Source organism: Paenibacillus sp. RS8, assembly GCF_041956825.1.
In the GTDB taxonomy this organism is placed as follows: Bacteria; Bacillota; Bacilli; order Paenibacillales; family Paenibacillaceae; genus Paenibacillus_AQ.
This window is the reverse complement of record NZ_CP168131.1, coordinates 6,944,951-6,967,437: the sequence shown is the minus strand read 5'-3', so window position 1 is coordinate 6,967,437 and position 22,487 is coordinate 6,944,951. Positions and strand designations below refer to the sequence as shown.

The window sequence follows — 22,487 nt, the reverse complement described above, 5'->3', positions numbered from 1 at the left end:
TTTGGTATTTAGACCGGTAAGAACCGCTTTTATAATTAACACATGGAGGATGGGCAACCATTCTCCGTGATGTTCAAACGACAATAGGGGAGATTAATTATGAAAAAGACAGCGGTATCCATCACTGCGTTACTCATGGCATTCTCTGTGGTAGCCAGTGGATGTGGAGGCAACAACACTCCATCAAGTTCATCTAACAACGGAGAAAAGAAGGAAGAGAGCAGTGCGACCACAGCTCCTGCAACGCCAAGCAATGATCCGGTAACCTTGAACGCATGGGTAATGCCGAACAGTCCTAAGCCGGATGAAGATTTCCTGAAGACCCTTGATCCTTACCTGAAAGAGCATACGAATGTCACCGTTAAGGTCACTGTGCTGGACTGGGGTTCTGCCTGGACCAAGATTACAACGGCGGCTACCAGCGGCGAAGGCCCGGATTTACTTCAGCTCGGATCGACCTGGGTTCCGGCTATCGCCAGCATGGGCGGCATTGATAAAGTAACGGATAAAGTAGCTGATGTGGGCGGCGCTGAAGCCTTCCTGCCAGCCATCTGGAAGACGACTTCCATCGCTGGTGACAGTGAAGTATACGGAGTGCCTTGGTTCGTAGATGCACGTGCGATTTATTACCGGACGGACGTTTTCAAGCAAGCCGGTGTTGATACGACCACAGCATTTAAGGATTGGGATTCCTTCAAAAGTGCGCTGGAAGCAGTCAACGGACAGATGGTGGACGGCAAAAAAATCGCAGCACTTGGACTTCCGGGGAAAAACGACTGGAACGTAGTGCATAACATCTTCCCTTGGATCTGGGCCGCAGGCGGTGACGTACTCTCGGAAGACAACAGCAATGTAGTCTTCAACGAAGACAAAGGGCTTGAGGGTGTGATGTTCTACACTGGACTTGCAGCGGAAGGCCTTGTGGAAAAGGCTTCACTCGAAAAGAACTCGTCACAGATTGAGAGCGATTTCGGTGACGGCAAATCGGCTGTAATTATCTCCGGACCATGGCTTGCCAAAAACTTTGCGACACCGACAGCAAACGGAGGGATGGATGACAAGCAAGCTGCGAAAAACTTCGCGGTGGCTCCGCTTCCAGCGGGTCCTGGCGGACAGGCTACCTTTGTCGGCGGCAGCGAGCTGACCGTATTCAGCGGCTCTAAAAACAAGGAAGCCACATGGGAGCTTATTAAATACCTGACCTCCGATGAAGCTCAGAAGGCCTATGCTGCCGTATCGGGCCAGCTTCCGGCCAGACTGTCTCTTCTGGAATCACCAGATCTGGATGCCAACATGAAGGCATTCTCGGAAGCAACGAAATACGGAAGAACCTATCCGGCTATTCCGCAATGGGGACCTACAGAAACCGCACTGCAGAAGCATTTTGCCAACGTCTGGGATATCGTTGCCGGCGTGAAGGGCAAGTACAGTAAAGAAAGCGTCAAGGAAGAGCTGGATTCCGCAGCAGCTGAAGTCAAAGCAATTATTAACCAATAGGATTTTGGGAAGCCGCCGCGCGATAGGGCGCGGCGGTTCTTCATTAGCAAAGTGAGGGAAACGAGATGGAACTCCATACTGAAAAAAATCTGCCCGCGAAGGTGGCCTCCGGCAAGCGCGGACTGTGGCGCAAGCGGGTCAGAGAGAATAAATTTGCTTACATGCTGATGGTACCGACCATCATTTTCATGCTGCTGGTGCACTTGCTCCCGATGGTTCAGGGGTTCTGGATGTCATTTCTGAAGCTGAACCAATTTACGCTCGGTAAATACCTGAAGGCGCCATTTGTGGGAATGGACAATTACATTGGCCTGTTGTTTAACTCTGATAATCCGGTCCGCCAAGGATTGAATTTTGCCATTCGCAACACTGCAATCTATGCAGTCATCGTGACGATCGGTGTAATGATCATGGGCCTGATGATGGCTCTGCTGCTGAACCGTGATTTTCCCGGCCGCAGCATTGCCCGTACAGCCATGCTGCTCCCATGGGTCGTTCCGTCTTATGTGGTCGGTGTGCTCTGGGGCTTCATGTGGCAGCAGAACGGGATTATCAACTATTTCCTGGTTGATGTTCTGCATCTCTTCGATGAGAAGCCTTTCTGGCTGCTGGGACCGAATACGATCTGGGCGATCATTATTCCAACGATCTGGCGCGGCTGGCCGTTCCTAATGGTTATTTTCCTGGCAGGACTCCAGACCATTCCGGAAGATATCTACGAAGCGGCAACCATTGACGGTGCGGGCAAGTTCCGCCAGTTCTGGAACATGACACTGCCGATGCTGAAGCCGGTTATTGCGGTACAGCTTTTATTCCAAATTATTAACAATGTCTATTCCTATAACATCGTCTCCACGATGTTCGGCAATGGTGCCGGATATCCAGGAGAATGGGGAGACCTGCTGATGACAGCTCTGACCCGCCAATCCTTTGGATATTGGTCCTTCGGTTCGGGTTCTGCGGCTTCTATCATGCTGATGTTTGCCATGCTGATGGTTGTCGGTGTATGGTACCGTGCTTTTAGATCGGAGTTGAATGCCCAATGAGTACACAACGTAAACGTTCTGTCAGTTCGTTCATGCTGACTTCCCTGACCTGGGTTATTGTTGTATTGACGATATTCCCGATCCTATGGATGATCTTCACCTCTCTGCACTCCAATAACCAGATTCTGAACGGGATCACTACCTTCAGCCTGCCGAAGCCGCAGTGGGTCAACTATATTAATATGTGGGATACGGTTAACTTTGCCGTCTATTTTCGAAACAGCCTTCTGATCTGCGGCGCGACGACGCTGCTTGCCGGTTCCTTTGCTGTTCTGGCCGGATATGCGCTGGCCCGGTTTGATTTTCCCGGATCGAAGCTGTTCAGCATGAGTATCATATCCACCCAGTTAATCCCGGGGATTATGTTCCTGTTCCCGATCTATCTGATGTTCCTGTGGATCAAAAATACATTCGGTTTCCCGATGATCAATACGTATTGGGGAATGATTCTTGTCTATACGGCTTTCTATACCCCGATTAGTATCTGGATTATGCGCAGCTTCTTTGTCTCGATTCCAAGGGATTTGGAAGAATCGGCTTCGATTGACGGCTGTACGAAATTTCAGGCGTTTTACAAAATTATTCTGCCATTGTCTCTGCCAGGTATTATTGCAACAGGGATCTTCATCTTCCTTACGGCGTGGGATGAGCTTCTCTTCGCCTGGGTACTCACGACCAGCTCGGATGTACAGACGATTCCGGTCGGTATCCGCCTATTTGTCGGTCAGTACAATACCCGTTATGACCTGTTGATGGCAGCTTCTACGGTTGTTACCGTGCCGGTTATGGCCATATTTTTCATGACCCAAAAATACTTTATCAGCGGTATGACCGCAGGAGCTGTCAAGGGCTGATCTACGGGATGCCAGAAAAGAGGAGAACCATTCATGATGCTGAAATTCAATACTGCAAGAGAAACAACAGCTTCGGCTGAGGATATTCTGAGAGAGACCTTCACTGACCGGACCGGCGGCGCCCCCCTCAGCGCCGTCTTCACCGACTCGCAGCGCTGCGGAGCTATCGGCATCGCCGGTCTGCCGCTCCACCTGCCTGCTATTCAGGAGCTGCTGAAGCTCCCGGCTGTAGCGGCGCTGCTGCCGGCGGAGGCCGGGGCTTCTGCGCTGTTCACTTTAGACGGTGAAGGGCCGGGATTGTCCCTGTATATCCGCCAAGCCGGAAGAGAGGAACAGACTGTTGACATACCGGCGGCCACCGCCAGCGAGATGCTGGCGCTGCTTAAGGCCTCGCCGGGCTGGGCCGGTATTCTTAACGCTGATGGCGAGCATGTGATCGATCTGCGTTCTCCCGTACCAGGGCCGCATTTCGCAGTTAATCTGCTGCTGGGCAACCGTCTGGCGTTCCCCCATCCGCTTCAGACAACCCCGAAGAGCGTTGTAGACCGGCTTGGCGGAGGCAGCTTCCGTTCACATGCGGCTACCCAGGTACTGGCGACTCGCTGGGATATGCGCCAGGAGGAGAACGGCTTCCCCGCCAACCGTCAATTCTATCTGTTCGAGGAAGGGAAGCAGATTTTCTATTCCGCAGATCCGGGCGGAGAAGGGATTGAATCGGCAGTCTGCCGCCATTCGCAGAATGTGACCATTATTACGTACCGTATGTCCGGCGGACTTGAGATTACGCGTACCATCTTTATTCTGCCGCATTCGGAAGGTCTGCCGTTGGCTACGGAAATGCAGCGGATTGAGATTGTGAACCATGGAGAAGTCAACCGCCAGCTTCGTCTTGTGTACACGGGAATGTTCGGTTCAGCGGCTCCAGGCGCTCTGTTTGAGGATGTGCTGTACAGCAATGTCATCATGCAGGGCGGTGTATTGCAGGACTCCACCGGTGCGGTGGCTGCAATCAGCCCCGACTATTACCCGGAAGGCGGACGCCACGATCTGCGCTTCCACACGATGATTGTGCATGGGGAAGACGGACCTATGCTGCCGCGCGAATACTGCGTCAGCTACAATGAGTTCGTTGGCACAGGGTCGCTGTTCCGACCGTCCGGTGCGCTTAAGCTGAGCAGCATACTGCACCGCAAAGGGCCGGGATTCTTCGCTGTAGCGGGGGATCTCCATGTTCCTGCCGGAGCTTCGGTGGCGGTTGACCAATTGACGGGTCTTGTCTCCGATAAGAGCGGTGCATCCTGGAGCGATACGGTGCTGGAGGATGAGGTGGGTGCTCTGATTGCCCGCTTCTCCAGCCGCAGGGCAGCAGAAGAGGCATTGGCGGAATCACACGGGTTTGTGCAAGATTATGCCAAGTTCCTGCAGGTATCCTCCAGTGACGCCAGCTTCGATCTGTTCGTGAACCGCAACCTTCCGTTCCAGGTGCTCTACCAGAGCTTTGTCTCCCGTTCCTTCTGCCAGACCCAGAAGGGGTACAGGGAAATCGGCTTCCGTGAAATTCAGGATTTGTATGCCTCGATGTATTATTTCGTCGGTATGGGCCGCAGCGGTCTCGTTAAGAGTCTGCTCAAGGAATGGACCGGCATGGTATTCGAGCTGGGGTATGCGTATCACAATTTCTTCTGGGTCGGCAAAGAGCCGGGTAAATGGTCCGACGATGCACTATGGCTGATCCAAGCTGTGTATCGTTATGTCATGCTGACGGGAGATGTGGAGTTCTTGGACGAGTCTTGTCCGGTAGCAGGCAAAGAAACCACCCGGCCGGTATTTGAGACACTGAAAGCGATTATTGTCTATTCCGGACAGATCTCTATCGGACGCCATGGTCTGCCGCTGCTCGACTTCGCAGACTGGAACGACTGCCTGAAGCTGGATGACACGTACTTGAACGGCCCGGCCAAAGAAGAGCTATACCGTAAGCAACTGGCCGCAGGCGGAGTCTTCGGGGATTCGCTGGAAAGCGATTATTCCGAGAGTGTTATGAATGCTTTCCTGCTGAAGGTGGCGGTGGACGAATTGTCCGTACTGGCCGCCCGTAAAGGGGAGCAGATTTATGCTGCTGAGCTGGAACGCTTCGGAGCAAGGCTGCGGGGACGTATTCAAGAGCATGCCTGGAAGGGTAATTTCTTCGCACGCGTGCTGTTCAACCGTTATGCGAACGGCGAATATACGTATTTAGGTGCCGCTGGGGACGGCCTGTCTTCAGATCCTGCGTCCGACGGTTCTTATTTCCTGAATTCCTTCAGTTGGAGTATCCTTTCCGGCTGTGCGGATGAAGCCCAGATCACGTTAATGCTGGATACTATGAAGTCGCATCTTATGACTCCTTTTGGGCTGAAGCTGGTTTCGCCTGTTGCATTGGGTCGGGTGTCCTCTCATACGGCTTCGGATGAATACTTTCCGGGTGATCGGGAGAACGGTGGCGTGTTCAAGCATGCCTGTATGATGGCTGCTGCAGCGATGTTCAAGGGATCAAAGGAAGTGTCGGATGCAGAGCTCGCTGTAGAACTCGGTCGGTTGGGCTATTGGTTGCTGGACCGGGTCATGCCGTTTAAGACGATGGAAGATCCGTTCTCCATCTGCGGGAATCCGAGATTCTGCACCCAATACAACAACAGCGAGACCGGTGAGAACATCGGTCCGATGCTAAGCGGCACCTCGACCTGGCTCACCCTCTCGCTGATGGAAGCGCTGGGCATTGAATATACGGAGAAAGGCATTTCACTCAATCCGATCCTGCGGGAAGAACAGACGGACTTTGCCTACACGTTAAAGCTTGGCGGCTCCTCGTACCAGATTCGGATTATTAAGCCGGAGGGCTTCCACCGGATAAAAGACGGCACAGCCAGTCTGACACTGGATGGCCAGGCGCTTGAAGAAGGGTTTGTACCGACTGCGGATGACGGCCTCTTCCATACGGTGGAGCTGCGTTTTGAAGACTAATGGCTTTACAACGCCCGGTCGCGGAACTCATGCGGTGTCATGCCGGCGTACTCCTTAAAGAGCTTAATGAAATAATGTGCATTAGAGTAGCCAAGCTCGGCGGAAACTTCATAAATTTTCAGCGGCGTATGGACTAGCAGATACGCCGCTTTTTCCATCTTCATCTGGCTGATATAGTCGCTGATTCGCTTGCCTGTCTCCAGCTTGTACATTTTGGATAGATAGACGGGATGCATCTGGACATGATCGGCGATGGCCTGAAGTGAGACATAGTGCAGATTGCTGTTGATATATTCATGAACGTTCTTAATGAGGACTGTACGGCTGTTCCGGCGCTCCGATTCGAAATGCTCTCTCAGCAGAACGATCACCTCCAACGCCCATTCTCGCAGCTTGTCCGGCGTCTGGAAGGGAGCCTGCTCCAGTAGTGGATTGCCAACAATCCCGCTCAACATTTTGTTGTTCTTGTGGGCGAAATAATAGAATGCCGTCTCCAGATGAAGACGGACTTCATGGATATGCTCCAGCGAGTGATCCGAATTTCGGAGCAGCTCAGAAGCGATGGTATTCAGCTTGTCCTCGATGCCCTGCCAGTTGTTTGCTTCGAACATATGTATGAAAAGCGGAGGCTCATAGAGCGGCTGGAGAATCTCCACAGACTGGGTGCCGTTGCTGGTCGTTGCGTCAAGATAGATACCTGTCTCACTGCCGATATGCTGGCGGATGGCCGAGATGGCGGATTGATAGAGGGTGTAGATCTGGTCGGGAAATCCTCCCCAGCCCGTTGTCACCACAGAGAGGCCGCCCCCAATCAACGCGCCGACATGGTTCTGCAACTGATAGGCCGCTTGGGCGACATCATCTGTAGGATCGCCGCTGAATTCAATATCCTCCCTAGCCTGCAGTAAAAATACGAGATAATCATGCACATCCTTGCAGGACCAGATGTGGAAACGGTCCTGGAATAACTCTTGCGCGATATTGATGATCGCGTATTCGAACAGCAGCATGCTGTGCATATCCTGGCGGCGGAAGAATTCCTCCGGCCTGACAACTGCGAGGCATACCGGCAGGTCGGTCGAGAGCGGCAGGCTGAATTGAGCCAGCCGTTCTTGCAGCTGTGGACCGGACAGCTTTCTCCCCTGCAGTAGTTCGCCTAGCAGCCGGTCCCGCAAGAGAGGAAGATGCTCGCGGAAGGTCTGCATCGTCCGCTGATAGGAGGACCATGCCTCCCATTCACTGCGCAGCTCTTCCTGGAGCTTGGCGATGACAGCGATAAACTGGTCATTGGCAATCGGCTTAAGCAGGTAAGCGCTGGCTTGTTCTTCTAACGCCTTGCGGGCATATTCGAACTCGGCATAACCGGTTAACATCACTACTCTAATATGCTTCCAGCGGCTACGGATAGAAGTGATCAGTTCGATGCCTGAGATTTCCGGCATATTGATGTCAGTTACTACAATATCGATAGGATAACGCTGAAGTAGCTCCAGTGCCTCATACCCGGAATAAGCCTTGTGGACCTGTTCGAATCCCATCTCCGCCCAAGGCAGCGAGATGGACAGATCGTCAACAACGTAAGGCTCGTCGTCAACCAGCAGAATTTGGTGCATGGTGTGCCTCTTTCTTCTCCATGCGGAGAGTGATTTTTAGGCCGCCTTCAGGTGAAGGGGCAATTAGAAGGCCAGAAGAATCGCCGTAATGATGTTGGAGGCGCTGTTGGATATTCCATAGCCCGCAGCCACCGTCCTCGCGGGTCGATTCGGATATTCTGGCATTTAGTGAGACAATCGCCTCATTGGTCATGCCCGCTCCATTGTCTTCAACGGTGACCGTGACCGCTTGTTGCGTTTGACTGGCAGTAATTCGGATAGAGCCTTGGCCGATTTTTTTCTCAATGCCGTGAATGATACTGTTCTCGACCAAGGGCTGAATCAGCAGCCGGGGAATCTGCAGACCGTGCAGATCATCTGCGATATCCATCTCGTAGTAGATGCGCTGTTTCCGCAAATTCTGAATTTCTAGGTAATTCTCTAACAACTTCAGCTCATCCTGAAGTGTGGTGAGGGAATGGTCAACTTTGGTGATATAACGGTAGTACTCGCCAAGATTGAGTGCCATGGCCTCCACCGAATCCGTGTCGCCGACAACGGCCTTGCTCTTGATAAAGAATAGGCAATTATAGAGAAAATGTGGATTGATCTGCGATTGAAGTTGCTTCAAGTGGGCGTCCTTAGCCCGGAGTTGCTCCATGTAGACCTGTTCTATCAGGGCTTGAATCTGTTCCGCCATTTCATTGAACTCCTCATTGAGCATCGTGAACTCCGGATTGGTCTTGGTATGAATACGTGTAGACCACCGCCCTTCCTTCATCCTGTTAAGGGATCGCTGCAATAGACTTACCGGACGCTGCACTTGACGATAGAGCTGCAGCGCGAATAGCAGGCTCAGGACTAAAAGGATGGCCGATCCTGTCAGGAAGGAATAGCGGCTGCTGCGAATCGGTTGAAGAATCTTCTTAAGGGGCGAAAAATGCACGACCTGCCAATTAATGGTCGTAGAAGGGACCGAACTGACAAGAAAGCTGCCTTCCTTGAGGTTGAAGATATCCGAAGTTCCCTGCCCGGTGGAAGGAGTCTGCGTTTCAATGATTCGTTGTGCCATTTCCCGGTCGGTATTGCGGGAGAGGATTACCCCCAAAGTCGGATGGAACAGGAAGGTGTTGCCCGTGTTTTGGGACTGGTAAGCATCGAACATCCGTTCAATATTGGATATGGGGAAATACATCGACATCAACATTTCCGCCTCGCGCGGATGATATCTTCCCTCGATGGGGTCTGACAGCAGCAAGCGGAACCCCGCTTCAGCGATGCCCTCACCCTCTGGAATATACCTCCATCCAGCCGGCAGAGGCTTGTTCAATAAGGAGGAATCAAAGGAGAGAGAGGAATTCGATCCCAATGTCTCACCACTGTGGGGCTTGTACAGGACAATCCGGTTCTCCCAAGCGCTGGAGCTGGTCTGAAGTGAAAGCTTTTCCAGTACGGTCATTACAGTCTGGGTGGGATCAATGAGATGGCCCAATTGAGTGATCTGCTCATAATCACGGATGGTGGGATCTCTCTGTAGCGCATACATACTGCCTGCCAGCTGGTTGATATTGTTGTCCATCTGCTGGGTCAGGAACTCCAAATGATTAAGATCGGTCGTTTTGATCTGATTCGTAATCACTCCGACATCCTTCTGGTAGGACAATCCATAGAAAAGAAGCGTGGCTGCAATCAGGGAGAGAAGAATTGCAACCATTTTAATAAATAGATTGGGACGCCAGGCCAACATAAGATCATCCTTTTCTAGCATTTGTTGTAATATAAAGAAGTGTATCACAAGATCTTAAAGTCGGTTATAATTCAATCTGTTTATCCCTCAGAATTCTACGAAAAGCAGGTGGTTTCATGAAAGTCCGTTCCCCGCTGTTCATGCTGCTCTTGATGATATCAGGCTGCTCGTGGCACAGCACCGAGTTAAGTCAGCCGGCTTCCCCGCAGAGTACAGCACCGCACTTCGATGTTAAGGAAGGTAAATACAATCCTCCGGTTGACTTGTATACAGTAGGCTCCGTGAACCCGAATTTGATCTTTAAAAAAGGGGAGAGCCTGGAGCATAATGTGCATACGATCTGGGCTGAGAACCGGCTTGGCATCCGTATCCGCTATCTCTGGACGATCTCCGGCACTTCAGAAATTTATGCCAATAAACTGAGACTTGAGCTGGCCAAAGGTAATATGCCTGATATCGTAACGACAAGGGATACTGATATCATTCAGGAACTGATCGACTCAGGGCAGTTCATGGAAGTCGGCAGTCTATTCGAACAGTATGCTTCCGAGGTGTGGAAGAAGGCTGTTGCCGAGGACGCTTCGGCATGGAACCCCTTCGTGAGGAACGGGTACAAGTATGCCATTCCCATCATGGATTATGAATATAATTCCGATCCCCTGCTTTGGATCCGCCAGGATTGGCTGGACAAGCTAAATTTGGAAGCCCCGCGGACATTGGATGAACTGGAGCAGGTCATGGATGCCTTTACTAACCGGGACCCGGACGGCAACGGGATCAAGGATACTTATGGACTTTCAGTCGGGTTCCGCAACGGTCCCAGTACCTGGATGGGGGACAGCAGCTGGGTATTCGGGGCATTCGGCACGGTTCCCGAGCAGTGGAACCTCCAGAGTGACGGAACCCTGGAATACGGATCAGTACAGCCAGGTGCACGCAAGGCTGTTCAGCTCATGAAGCAATGGGTGCAGCAAGGTTATCTGACCGCCGACAGTGCGTGGCTGGATGAAGAAGGGGCAGCCAATCAGTTCATCTCCGGTAAGGCAGGTATCATTGCCGGTCCTTACTGGATGCGCGGCTGGCCCTTGTCCTCCTTGACCAATGCGGACCCGCAGGCCCGCGTCAGTGCTGTCGCAATACCTTCGGGACCAGGCGGTCTTGTCATGAGAAGAGGCACTCTGCCTATCAACGGTGCTATTCTGATTAATAAGAAGATGAAGCATCCTGAGATTTTCTTTACCTACCAGAATTATTTGTTTGATTCCTATGCAACTTCGACTGGCGAGTTCGTAAATGGTCTTGCAGAAGGCTATGATTGGGTAATGGTCAACGGCAAGCCTACCATCCAGCCTTCTGAACTGCCACTGGGTGGTGTCCGGGTTGCTTCCTACACACTGACCTTCGATGGAGCAAGGATTCCCTCCGAGGTTATCCGGGAGATTCCGAAAGACATAGCACCCGTGCTGCTCGGCCAGAAGGAAGCCTCCCGCAAGGAGCAATTTACCGGACCGCCCACGGCGACGATGAAACGCGACGGAGAGCTGCTGAAGAAGCTGGAACAGAAAAGCTTTCAAAAAATCATATTTGCAGACAGCGGGATCGAAGAGTTCGACGAATTCGTTGACAAATGGAATGCCTACGGAGGATTGATCGAAAGCTCGGAGGTCAATGCCTGGGAACGCAGCCGTCGGTGAGTGCCGCAGGGACAAGAAACCGCCTCAATAAAGGCGGTTTCTTGTCGGAGAGGCGTCGAACTTCTTCTTAATTGTCCGACGATGGGTCCGGAGTATAGCGGAACTGATCATAGTAAGCTTGGAGTGGGACAGTTCCGTCATAGGGCTCCAGCCAGGAGTCCACGCCTGTCCCATTCCATAGATTCATCATTATACGGCTTGGTGTGGAGGGAAGGTTCTCGGTTACTGTGTGAACCGGACGGTCATCGACGTACCAGGTAATTGAATCCTTCTGCCAGTCGAAACCGTACCAGTGAAACTCCTCGGAAGCATCGAAACCGAGATCGATCACCTTCTCATGCCCGCCTGTGCCGTCCGTGAAGTAATTGAGCTGCAGCTGACGGGTATTTTTGCCCAGAAATTCAATATCGATCTCATCCCATGGCTCCCCTTCCGATGGGCCGGTATAAGTGAAAAAAGAAGAGACTACGCCGGGATTGGCCACCGGCTTCATCTTGATTTCATATTTGCCATAGCTGTACTTCTCCAGGGAGCGGTACTCCGCACCGTCGAACTCGCCGGGAGAGGGACTTGTGAGTGACAGGGTCAAGAGACCCTCCTCGGTAAATGAGATATTGTCCCCGCGCCAGGTGCAGTTGAACATATCTCCGTTGGAATAGCCGTCTGTTTTCTTCCACAACTCCGTATTGAACCCTGTGAAATCGTCTTTCACACCTTCGGCGCCGGATTTCGGCGCTAACGCGAACGCCCATATGCCCCACACGACCGCCGATAGAGCCGCTATAGCCGCTGCTGCTTTGATTAACCTGCTGCGTATCAAATCTGTTCCTCCTGTGATGGTTTCTTGCTATTATCGTACTGAATGCCGGCTGCAGCCGCCATACCAATGTGTCAATCCGAATAACAAATTTTGAAGATAATGAACTGTTTACAGAAGCAGCCTATCCAGGCAACTGCCAAGCTGCTTTTGCCTGCCAAATAATAATATTTCAGTGGGCCTCTGGGAAAAGGCGTTTATTTTGCCGCAGCCATACATATACTTATTTACGAAGCTAGTCCAGGCTATAGTCGCAGGAGGGTGGGTACGCTCATGGAGCAATGGTCCCAAAGTAAGTGGTTCCGGTGGATGATCGGAGTGCTGCTTTCCCTGATCATTTTGTATTTTGTTTGGTTGCTTCGGCCTATGCTGCAGGGGATATTTGTATTTTTAAAAGCAATCCTCGCGCCGTTTCTGGCAGCTATGATTATTTCCTATGTGCTGAATCCTGTGGTAAGCATGCTGGCAGGACGAAAGATGCCGCGAAGTGTAGCTGTCCTGCTTATATATGCAGTATTTCTAACGGCGATTGCAGTGATTGCAATTAATCTAATACCGATGTTTATAGAGCAGCTTGAAGAGTTGAATGAACATCTGCCAGAGATGACGCTGCAAGCGCAAGGGCTGATGCGGCATATGAATTCAAGACTAATCCCCCCCGGGGTCGAGATGGGGATGAACAACTGGTTTTTTCAGCTGGAGAGCCGTCTTGCCGAAGGGATTTCTAATTTCCTTGATAATATAGGGACAACGATTAACGTGCTGTTCAATGCTTTTATCGTGCCGTTTCTAGTGTTCTATATCCTGAAGGATTTTGATGTGTTTGAACGTACGGTGGTTTCTTGTCTGCCCCGCGCACGGCGGAAGTCTATTGTAACCTTGTTAAAAGATATCGATGATGCACTCGGAAATTACATTCGCGGGCAGTTTCTGGTATGCATTATAATAGGTGTGCTAGCATATATCGGTTATGCCATCATTGGAATGCCATATGCCTTACTGTTCGCGAGTGTGGTGGCAGTGTTCAATATTGTTCCGTATATGGGTCCCTTTTTGGGAGCTGCACCAGCGATTGTGATGGCTTCGACCGTTTCTTTTCGTTTAGTGCTCCTGGTGGCAGTGGTTAACACCTTGTGCCAAATCGTGGAGAGTAACATTATTTCACCACAGGTGGTGGGCAGGACGCTGCATTTGCATCCGTTGCTCATTATTTTTGCTCTTCTGGTCGGTGGTGAATTGGCGGGGATGATTGGACTTATCCTTGCTGTACCGTTCTTTGCAGCGGCCAAAGTCGTTATTCAACACTTTATGACGTATTTAATCAAACGAAAGCCTGTTTAAAAGGGGAAAACATTGACTATCGTCAACAGTTTTGTATATAATGTTGGGGAATATTACTGATGAACAGTCGGTATATATAGTTGAACGATGATGAGGAGTATTAATTCTATACCGTTATTGCAGAGAGCCGGCACTAAGGTGCGAGCCGGTTAACGGAACGGAGTGAACTCACCTCGGAGTAACGGCGCAAGTTTCAGGATATCCACTAGATATAATGGATGTCCTAGGTGAACCGCCGTCGCCTCACCCCCGCTAAAGGGTGCAAAGTGAGTGGCAGAATAAAGTATATTCAGCCGCTAACTAGGGTGGTACCACGGGAATTATAACCTCTCGTCCCTAGCGATAATACGCTAGGGATGGGAGGTTTTTTTGTAAATATAAGAGGGTATAGGTGTCACGAAATACTTCTTGTCTTATATTTCCCGCATAATCGCTACCGTCCTTATAAGGATGTCGATGGCGAGTATGCTTGGTTAAGAAATTTATAGTAATACTCCAAGGAGGAGCAGACAATGAGCGACAATCAAACAAACAGTGTACCTGCCGGCGGTTACCGGGCGCAGGCTATTGAACCCAAGTGGCAAAAGTTCTGGGATGAGAACAAAAGTTTCAAGACAGGTGAAGATCCGTCTAAACCGAATTTCTATGCACTGGATATGTTCCCGTACCCTTCAGGTGCAGGACTGCACGTAGGTCATCCAGAAGGGTACACAGCAACGGATATCGTATCCCGCTACAAACGGATGCGTGGTTATAACGTGCTGCACCCTATGGGCTGGGATGCTTTTGGACTTCCGGCAGAGCAGTATGCGATGGATACGGGTCAGCATCCGCGTGACTTTACGGATAAGAACATCGATAATTTCCGTCGTCAGATCAAATCGCTGGGATTCTCCTACGACTGGGATCGCGAGATCAGTACTACAGATCCAGACTACTATAAATGGACGCAGTGGATTTTCATCCAGTTGTACAACAAAGGCTTGGCTTATGTAGCAGAAGTACCTGTTAACTGGTGTGAAGCACTGGGTACAGTACTTGCCAACGAAGAAGTTATTGATGGGAAAAGTGAGCGCGGAGGACATCCGGTTGTCCGCAAACCGATGCGTCAATGGATTCTGAGAATTACTGAATACGCTGAGCGTCTGCTGGAAGATCTGGAAGAGCTGGATTGGTCTGAAAGCATCAAGGATATGCAGCGCAACTGGATCGGTAAATCCACAGGCGCAGAAGTGAACTTTGAAATTGAAGGTCACGATGCTAGCCTGACTGTGTTTACAACACGTCCAGATACATTGTTCGGAGCAAGCTACTGCGTTTTGGCACCAGAGCATGAACTGGTTGATGCCATTACAACAGAAGCACAACGTGCAGCGATTGCAGAATATCGTGTGAAAGCTTCTCATAAGAGCGATCTGGAACGTACAGATTTGGCTAAAGAGAAGAGCGGTGTATTCACGGGAGCGTATGCAATCAATCCTGTGAATGGCGCTAAGGCGCCGATTTGGATTGCAGATTATGTACTTGCCGGATACGGAACAGGAGCAATCATGGCGGTTCCAGGTCATGATACACGTGACTGGGAGTTTGCTAAACAATTTGGTCTGAATATCGTGGAAGTCGTGCAAGGCGGTAATATTGAAGAAGAGGCTTATTCCGGAGATGGACCGCATGTCAATTCTGAATTCTTGAACGGACTTAAGAATGAAGAAGCGATTGCGAAGATGATTGCTTGGCTGGAAGAGAAGGGTGTAGGTAAAGGTAAAGTAACCTACCGTCTGCGTGATTGGTTGTTCAGTCGTCAACGCTACTGGGGAGAGCCGATTCCAATTCTGCATCTGGAAGATGGAACAATGAAGACTGTTCCAGTTGATCAACTGCCGCTGGTACTGCCGGATGTAGATGCAATCAAGCCTTCAGGTACTGGGGAGTCTCCACTTGCAAATGTAACTGAGTGGGTAGAAACAATCGATCCAGAGACAGGTATGAAGGCTCGCCGCGAGACCAACACCATGCCGCAATGGGCGGGCAGCTGCTGGTACTACCTGCGTTATATTGATCCGAAAAACGATCAAGAGCTGTGCTCCCCTGAGAAGCAAAAAGCATGGCTTCCGGTGGATCTGTACATTGGCGGAGCGGAGCATGCCGTACTTCACTTGCTCTATGCACGTTTCTGGCACAAGGTGCTTTATGATATCGGCGTAGTGGAAACGAAAGAGCCTTTCCATAAGCTGGTTAACCAAGGCATGATTCTCGGAAATAACAATGAAAAAATGAGTAAATCACGCGGAAATGTCATCAACCCTGATGAGATTGTTGAAGCTTTCGGTGCAGATACACTGCGTGTCTATGAAATGTTTATGGGCCCTCTGGAAGCAACCAAGCCTTGGAATGAAAAAGGTGTGGAAGGGGTTCACCGGTTCTTATCCCGTGTATGGCGCCTGTTCGTGAATGAGGAAGGGAAGCTCAATTCCAAAATCACAGCAGATGGCGGTACGGAAGAGTTCAAACGTACTTGGCACAAAACGATTAAGAAAGTCACTGAGGATTTCGAGCATCTGCGTTTCAATACGGCGATTAGCCAGTTGATGATTTTCATTAACGATGCCTACAAGCAAGAAACCTTGTCCCATGAAGCTGCTGAACACTTTGTGCAAATGTTGTCACCACTGGCGCCGCATATTGCTGAAGAACTGTGGCAACTGCTTGGACATGAAGGAAGTATCAGCTACGTAACTTGGCCAACTTATGATGAAGCATGGACAGTCGATGCTGAGGTTGAAATCGTTATTCAGGTGAATGGTAAAATCGTACAACGCGCACTGATCCCGCTGGATATGGGTCAGGAAGAAATGCAAGCTCATGCACTGTCACTCCCGAATGTGAGTGCTGCTGTAGAAGGTAAAACCGTACGCAAGATAATTGCGGTTCCTGGCAAGCTTGTGAATATTGTAGTGGGTTAAGCGAAGAACGCAATTTTGCCCGCAGCATCGGAGAAATCCGTGCTGCGGGCTTTGTTGTTCTAACGCTCTTTAGGACCTTTATTAATAGTTTCATGTCCGAATAGTTCATCAAGCTTAATGACATCCTCATCATATTTATCATGTGTAGTCGTGATGAGGCGTTCAAATACACCTTCTAGACTGGTACGCAAGTGATTTAGTGCTTCAGCGGTAATGCCGCCGCGAACTGCAACCCGGTCTTGAAGCTCTTGAGGGGTGAACTCTCCTTCTGTCAGCAATTTGCCTGTTCCAAGCAGCATTTCACCAGCAAGTCGGCTGATTAATGTCTCTTCAATTCCGGTGGCCTCAACGGCTGCTTCAATCCAGCGCTCAATGAAATAGCTTAAGAACGCAGGCCCACAGCTGGAGAAATCAGAAGCGATTCGGGTATGTGCTTCTTGGATTTCTAAGGGAACACCTATGAAAGACAATAGCTGTAGCAGTACAAGCCTGTCTTCTTTATTAAGCCTGCTGCCAAATATGCACAATGAAGTCCCGCTCTTGACGCAGTGCGTAATGCTTGGGATGATCTTGGCAATTTTGGACGGCAAAGCGGATTCCAGATGATGCAATTGAACTGGACTTGTAATGGATACGACGATTTGCTCACTCCGGAGACATGAGCCGATCTCATCTGTTAATGTTTTAAATTCAAGTGGCTTTACGCATAAAAAAACGATATCACTTCCTAACGCTGTCTCCCTATTGCTTCCGCAAATGGAAATGCCGGGGTGACGCTTCTCAAGCTCCAGCAGCTTGTTCAGGCTGCGGTTGCTGGCAAGCACATCACACGGTTCTAGCGCTCCGGAAGAAAGAAAGGCGTCGATCAGCAGGCTGCCCATGCTGCCTGTTCCGATAAATCCTACTTTCACCTGTGGTTCCTCCTTTCTAGCGTTGCTTTTTAACTAACTGACATGAATTCTCTTCGTTATATGTATGCAAGATAGCCTTGGACAAATGACAGGTTTTGTATGAATTATTAAAGGGAATTCCAATTAAAGGAATGTATGAAGATTCAGAAAAAAGTATAGGACGATTTTCCGTGAGGAGGAGCGCATTTTGAACAAAGGAAGAATAGTGCTCGGAGTGGCTGTAGCTCTTTTGGGCAGTGGATTGCTATGGGTTGGTGGGAGTAAGGGAAATTCCGGCATTGCCGGATGGGAAACCTTGAATGCGAGTATGGAACAAACGATTGGAATCGCTGACCCTGATGAAGCTTCGGCGATAGTGGGCAAAGAGGGAACCCAGGAGACGAAGAACCAAAAGCAAAATGCTGGGAAGGCTGAAGCTAGTGATAGGTCTGATGTCGCTGACAAGGTTAAGGATGGTGAACAAGCAGATCACGCTGCCTCAACTCCAGCAGAAGAAAAGGGGACGACAACTGCTGGGCAGAATGCCGCGGGGGATGGGATGGAGTCTGGGGGCCAAACGCAAACAGGGGGAGGAGACCAAACACCAGCAGGGGGTAACGCAGCTGCGTCAGCGGGAGCGCTGGATGTACCCACGCCAGGTGCTTCTCAGGAAGGTAAAGTAAATGTGAATACTGCAGGAGCTAGGGAGCTGATGGATCTCCCGGGCATCGGAGAGAAGAAGGCTCAGGCTATGATCGATTACCGCAACCGTGAAGGGGCTTTTCGTAATCTGTCTGATTTGGGGAAGGTCAAGGGCATCGGACCCAAAATGCTGGAAAAGTTAAAGCCGTTAGTAGTTTTTTGAAGATAAGATGGTATTGAAATTGCTGTTGAATGTACTAAAACCGTTGTCCTAGTGAAAACTTGTGGGGATGTGTTACAATAGTTAACAACTATTTAGAAGGATATGGAGATTGATTATGACTGCTACCTATCGTAAAGACTGGGATACTTATTTCATGGACATTGCTTGCATGGTTTCAACTCGTTCACGCTGCAATCGTAGACATGTAGGTGCTGTGCTGGTACAAGGAAAAAAGCTGCTTGGTACCGCTTATAACGGGGCGCCAATGGGCGTACCAGATTGCTCGGAGGCAGGCTGTATGCTCTCGGAACAATATGAGATGGAGATCGTGGATGGCGTAGAGACTATGGTGAAGAAACAGCGTTGTATTCGCACGATTCATGCAGAACAGAATCTTTTGCTATTTACAGACAGGATCGATCGGGAAGGCAGTACCGTCTATGTGACAGATGAGCCTTGCTGGACATGCGCTAATATGCTGGCGAACAGTGGTATAGTGGAAATCGTGTATTATCGTCCTTATCGTAAGGATATGGAAAAGGTTGAAGCAATGATGGCTACCAAGGGTATCGTCTTCCGCCAATTGGAGAATTATGAACCGCCTAGTGAAACGATGATCAAAGTGTCGGAGTAGCTGTAATGTCCAACATTAATTCAATAAGATGACTTGAGGAAGAACCTCTCGTGCGCTTTTATGGCGTATGCAGAGGTTCTTTTTTTTGCTTGAGAAAGGAGGGATAGGGACATGAAGGAAAGACCCTTATTAGGCTTTACAGTGTGCTGGGTGGCTGGAAGCGCAGCGGCTTGCTTATGCACAGGGAGCGGACTACTGCTCTCGTGGGCTGGATTAATATTTTTACTGGTGAGCCTGATGATGTGGGAAACAATGAGCTGGAAATACATAGCCGTGTTGTGTTTGTCCATTTCATTAGGTGCTGGATATTGGGAGTGGAACGAAGCTCGCAACATTAGCGGAATTCCTGAATTACTGGATAGGTCGACTGCAGAGCTGAGTGGGAGTCCTGTGGAAGCTAGAGGTACGATCGTTTCTGTCGTGGAACGGGACGGGGATCGGGTTGATTTTACGATGAAGCTCTCACATATGGATCTACTTGCAGAGGATGAAGAGAAAGCATCTGATCCTGCGGATGAACAGGAGAAAAGAGTACAGGGGGAGTTAATCGCAGTGCAGATCAAACTTCTGACCGAGCAAGAAATTACTGTCGCTGCGGAATGGCGGAGAGGGGATGAAGTGCTGCTTAATGGTGTGCTGGAAGAGCCGGCAGAAGCGCGTAATTTTGGAGGCTTCGATTATCGTGCCTATTTACATACGAAGAAGATTCACTGGCTTTTGAAGGGTCAGGGAGTGGAAAATGTGAGGGTAACCGTTCCAGATTCATGGAGTCCGTTAACGATTTTTCGCTTAAATGATAGTGCGCGGACGGTCCTTGGGGCAGAACTGGATCAACTTTTTGGGCAGCGTCACTCTGGATATATGAAGGGTTTAATCATTGGTATGCAGGATGATCTCGATCCGGATACCTTTAAGCAGTTTTCTCAGCTCGGGTTGACACATATTCTCGCCATTTCAGGTATGCATGTGGCTGTGTATGTAGGTGTTCTTTTATTTCTGTTCAGGCGCTTACGCCTGACAAAAGAGACCGCGCTAACGCTAACTTTTATACTCGTTCCTGTTTATGTCCTCTTGTCAGGTGCGGGTCCGTCCATTGTGCGAGCGGGGTTGATGAGTATGATTGCCTTGCTTGCTGCACGGGTTGGGATGCTGAAGGATGGTCTGAATATTTTGGCGGCATCGGCATTAGTTATGTTGATCTGGAATCCTTATATGCTGCTCAGTGTAAGCTTTCAGCTGTCTTTTCTAGTAACCTTAGGCTTGATGGTCTACGTTCCGCTTATGAATCCTCTTCTGAGTTCACTGCCACGCTGGCTTAAAGGTGCCGTCTCTGTGACTCTTGTAGCCCAGCTGGTCTCGTTTCCGCTCACGATTTATTACTTTAATCAGTTTTCGCTGTTGTCCTTTGCCGCCAATTTGGTCTTTGTACCTTTTATTACTTTTGTAGTTTTGCCACTAGGGACGCTTGCGCTATTGCTTGGACGGTTGTGGGAAGATGCTGCGGGGATGTTGGCACATATAACTGAGTTTTTTAATAACGCTACTTTTTACGCTGTGGAGTGGATCAATGGATTCGCTGGTGGAGTTCTGATTTGGAGCTCGCCATCATTACTGTGGATCGGGGTGTACTATGTTTTGTTGTATAGTCTGTTGTATGTTGCCAAGCTAAGAAAGGAAGCTCGTGCTGCACCGCAGTATATGGAGGACGAGACGAGGCCATTAGCGGAGGTTGGTATGAACAGCCGTGGGCGCAGTGGTTATGGTGGTCGTAGTGGACATGGGGGAATGGGCAATTCGCAGTATCTTAATATTGAAGCGCCTTTGCTCGTACATTGGAGCGGAGTGATTGTTCTGGTGTCGGTACTTGGACTGGGGATCTTGCTGTACAAAGGTTATCAGTCGGAGAGTCAGGCAGGGAAAGGTACGATTAGTTATCTGGATATCGGACAAGGCGACAGTATACTCATAACTACACCGAGCGGAGCCCATATTTTAGTGGACGGTGGAGGAACTTTAAACTTTGGTCAAAAAGAAGAGTGGCGCGTTCGCCGAAGTCCGTTCGAGGTAGGAGCTAAAGTACTGGTGCCCTTGCTTAAAAAACGCGGCATCCACCGTTTAGATGCGATTATTTTGACACATGGAGATCAGGATCATGCCGGGGGACTCCAAGCTGTTGTGGAAGATATTCCGGTCTCGGCGTTGCTTTTTAATGGGACGATTACGGATCGCGAGTCTTATATGGAATTGATGAGGACTGCGCTGGAGCGGAAGGTTCAGCTGTATGCTGTGCATCAAGGAATGACTCTTACCCCGGATGATGCGACAGAGCTGTCTTTTTTATGGCCGGAGGGAAGGAGTGGAGAGATGTCGGGTACTCCGCCGTTGAATGAAGTCCCACTACTGGAAGAGCAGAATCACGATTCAGTGGCTTTTCGCTTAGAGATGAATGGAAGGAACTTTCTCTTCACCGGTGATATGGATCTGGAAGCTGAGGAGGAGATTGTAGAGCTAGCCCGGCAAAAGGGCATCAGCACTGGACCTGTCATTGATGTGCTAAAGGTAGCTCATCACGGGAGTAAAACATCCACCGGTGAAGCTTGGCTGGAGTTCTGGAATCCTGAAGCAGCGGTAATTTCTGCGGGTGTTAATAATTTGTATGGTCACCCGAAAGCTGAGGTATTGGAGCGGTTGGAAGATCATCATGCAGCTATATTCCGGACGGATCAGCAGGGGGAGATACAGATGCGGGTGCGGGCGGAGGGGATTGCTGTGCGATATAAGTTGGGGGAGGAAGGGGGGAGAATAGATAAATAAAGATAAGTAGAGATAAGATATAAGGAAGGTAGGTAGGTAGAGATAGGAAAAAGTAGGGGAAGGTGTGAAAGTAAAGGGAGAAGATTGGGATGTAGGTAAAGGTGTGAAAGTAAGAGGAGCAGATTGGGGAGTAGGTAAATAGGGAAATAGGGAAATAGGGAAATAGGTAAATAGGGAAATAGGGAAATAGGAAGGAGAGTGGGATGGAAGAAGGATTGAAGTATTGGATTGACAGAGTATTGAAGGGGAGGTGGGGGTGCCTAGCTCCTCCCGTTACATAACTGCAACAGCACACATAAAACTCATAAACTCAATACATTGCACGAGATTGCACAAACTGCAACAGAACGCAACAGAACGCAACAGAACGCCCCAAGTTCCTCTTATTGCCCAAGTACAAAACAACATACTAGTCACCTCTCATCGAACATGCTACAAGAGAACACATAAAGCTTCTCTCATCGAAGAAAGTCCAATAGAATGATTCGAACCAAGCGCCTCTCATTGCACTTTATGCAATAGAACGCACGTCGAAGTAGCTGAATCTTCATTCTATTGCACTTCGTACACTCAAAATGAGGAAAAACGCCTATTTCTCTGAAATTTAGCAGCATCTGTTGTATGAAGTGCAACAGAAACTCTTTTTACAGTGGAGAAATCTACTTCTATTGCACGAAATACAATAGAAAGCTATTTACGGATGTATCCGAGACATAGCAGATGGATTGGT

General features: G+C 49.7%; 14 protein-coding genes. 10 read left to right on the top strand and 4 right to left on the bottom strand.

From position 1 onward, the window contains the following. Nucleotides 1–99: 99 nt before the first annotated feature. The 4 genes from ACDZ28_RS32555 (at nucleotide 100) to ACDZ28_RS32540 (ending at nucleotide 6,400) form a co-directional block, all read left to right on the top strand. Complete coding sequence (locus ACDZ28_RS32555) at nucleotides 100–1,497, top strand: sugar ABC transporter substrate-binding protein (RefSeq protein WP_375103742.1); 1,398 nt, start codon at nucleotides 100–102, stop codon at nucleotides 1,495–1,497. Between the two features lie 167 nt (nucleotides 1,498–1,664). Further along, nucleotides 1,665–2,543 carry a carbohydrate ABC transporter permease gene (locus tag ACDZ28_RS32550; RefSeq protein ID WP_375103741.1) on the top strand — a complete coding sequence of 293 codons (879 nt, stop codon included), beginning with the start codon at nucleotides 1,665–1,667 and terminating at the stop codon, nucleotides 2,541–2,543. Next, the gene (locus tag ACDZ28_RS32545) at nucleotides 2,540–3,397 is read left to right on the top strand and encodes a carbohydrate ABC transporter permease (protein WP_375103740.1); all 858 of its coding nucleotides are present in this window, start codon (nucleotides 2,540–2,542) and stop codon (nucleotides 3,395–3,397) included. Before ACDZ28_RS32550 ends, ACDZ28_RS32545 begins: the two co-directional genes overlap by 4 nt. 33 nt (nucleotides 3,398–3,430) lie before the next feature. Further along, nucleotides 3,431–6,400: a GH36-type glycosyl hydrolase domain-containing protein gene (locus tag ACDZ28_RS32540; protein WP_375103739.1), complete on the top strand. Its 2,970-nt coding sequence runs from the start codon at nucleotides 3,431–3,433 to the stop codon at nucleotides 6,398–6,400. A 5-nt stretch (nucleotides 6,401–6,405) separates the two neighbouring features. Here ACDZ28_RS32540 and ACDZ28_RS32535 read toward each other — a convergent pair whose 3' ends face one another. Both ACDZ28_RS32535 and ACDZ28_RS32530 read right to left on the bottom strand, forming a co-directional pair. After that, on the bottom strand, nucleotides 6,406–8,013 hold the full coding sequence (locus ACDZ28_RS32535; RefSeq protein ID WP_375103738.1) for a response regulator: 1,608 nt from the start codon (nucleotides 8,011–8,013) through the stop codon (nucleotides 6,406–6,408). After that, a complete protein-coding gene (locus ACDZ28_RS32530) occupies nucleotides 7,991–9,739 on the bottom strand; it encodes a sensor histidine kinase (RefSeq protein WP_375103737.1) in 1,749 nt (582 codons plus the stop codon). Before ACDZ28_RS32530 ends, ACDZ28_RS32535 begins: the two co-directional genes overlap by 23 nt. 116 nt (nucleotides 9,740–9,855) lie before the next feature. Between ACDZ28_RS32530 and ACDZ28_RS32525 the strand changes: the two genes are divergently transcribed. Beyond that, nucleotides 9,856–11,433 (top strand): extracellular solute-binding protein, encoded by a 1,578-nt coding sequence (locus ACDZ28_RS32525; protein WP_375103736.1) that lies wholly within the window; start codon nucleotides 9,856–9,858, stop codon nucleotides 11,431–11,433. Between the two features lie 67 nt (nucleotides 11,434–11,500). On the opposite strand, the gene ACDZ28_RS32520 is transcribed toward ACDZ28_RS32525, so the two are convergent. Further along, on the bottom strand, nucleotides 11,501–12,196 hold the full coding sequence (locus ACDZ28_RS32520; protein ID WP_375105462.1) for a glycoside hydrolase family 16 protein: 696 nt from the start codon (nucleotides 12,194–12,196) through the stop codon (nucleotides 11,501–11,503). A gap of 327 nt (nucleotides 12,197–12,523) precedes the next feature. Here ACDZ28_RS32520 and ACDZ28_RS32515 point away from each other — a divergent pair, with 327 nt between their 5' ends. Both ACDZ28_RS32515 and leuS read left to right on the top strand, forming a co-directional pair. Beyond that, nucleotides 12,524–13,591: an AI-2E family transporter gene (locus ACDZ28_RS32515; RefSeq protein ID WP_375103735.1), complete on the top strand. Its 1,068-nt coding sequence runs from the start codon at nucleotides 12,524–12,526 to the stop codon at nucleotides 13,589–13,591. A gap of 512 nt (nucleotides 13,592–14,103) precedes the next feature. Further along, entirely contained in the window at nucleotides 14,104–16,554 is a 2,451-nt protein-coding gene (gene leuS / locus ACDZ28_RS32510; RefSeq protein WP_375103734.1) for a leucine--tRNA ligase, read from the top strand. Nucleotides 16,555–16,613: 59 nt separating this feature from the next. On the opposite strand, the gene comER is transcribed toward leuS, so the two are convergent. Then, nucleotides 16,614–17,465, bottom strand: coding sequence for a late competence protein ComER (gene comER / locus ACDZ28_RS32505; protein ID WP_375103733.1), 852 nt, complete (start codon nucleotides 17,463–17,465; stop codon nucleotides 16,614–16,616). A gap of 187 nt (nucleotides 17,466–17,652) precedes the next feature. On the opposite strand from comER, the gene ACDZ28_RS32500 reads away from it, so the two are divergent. The 3 genes from ACDZ28_RS32500 to ACDZ28_RS32490 all read left to right on the top strand — a co-directional run bounded on the left by ACDZ28_RS32500 (nucleotide 17,653) and on the right by ACDZ28_RS32490 (nucleotide 21,757). Beyond that, on the top strand, nucleotides 17,653–18,309 hold the full coding sequence (locus ACDZ28_RS32500) for a ComEA family DNA-binding protein (protein WP_375103732.1): 657 nt from the start codon (nucleotides 17,653–17,655) through the stop codon (nucleotides 18,307–18,309). 115 nt (nucleotides 18,310–18,424) lie between these two features. Continuing rightward, nucleotides 18,425–18,943, top strand: coding sequence for a dCMP deaminase family protein (locus ACDZ28_RS32495; RefSeq protein WP_042130426.1), 519 nt, complete (start codon nucleotides 18,425–18,427; stop codon nucleotides 18,941–18,943). A 111-nt stretch (nucleotides 18,944–19,054) separates the two neighbouring features. Continuing rightward, on the top strand, nucleotides 19,055–21,757 hold the full coding sequence (locus ACDZ28_RS32490) for a ComEC/Rec2 family competence protein (RefSeq protein WP_375103731.1): 2,703 nt from the start codon (nucleotides 19,055–19,057) through the stop codon (nucleotides 21,755–21,757). The last annotated feature ends 730 nt before the right edge of the window (nucleotides 21,758–22,487 follow it).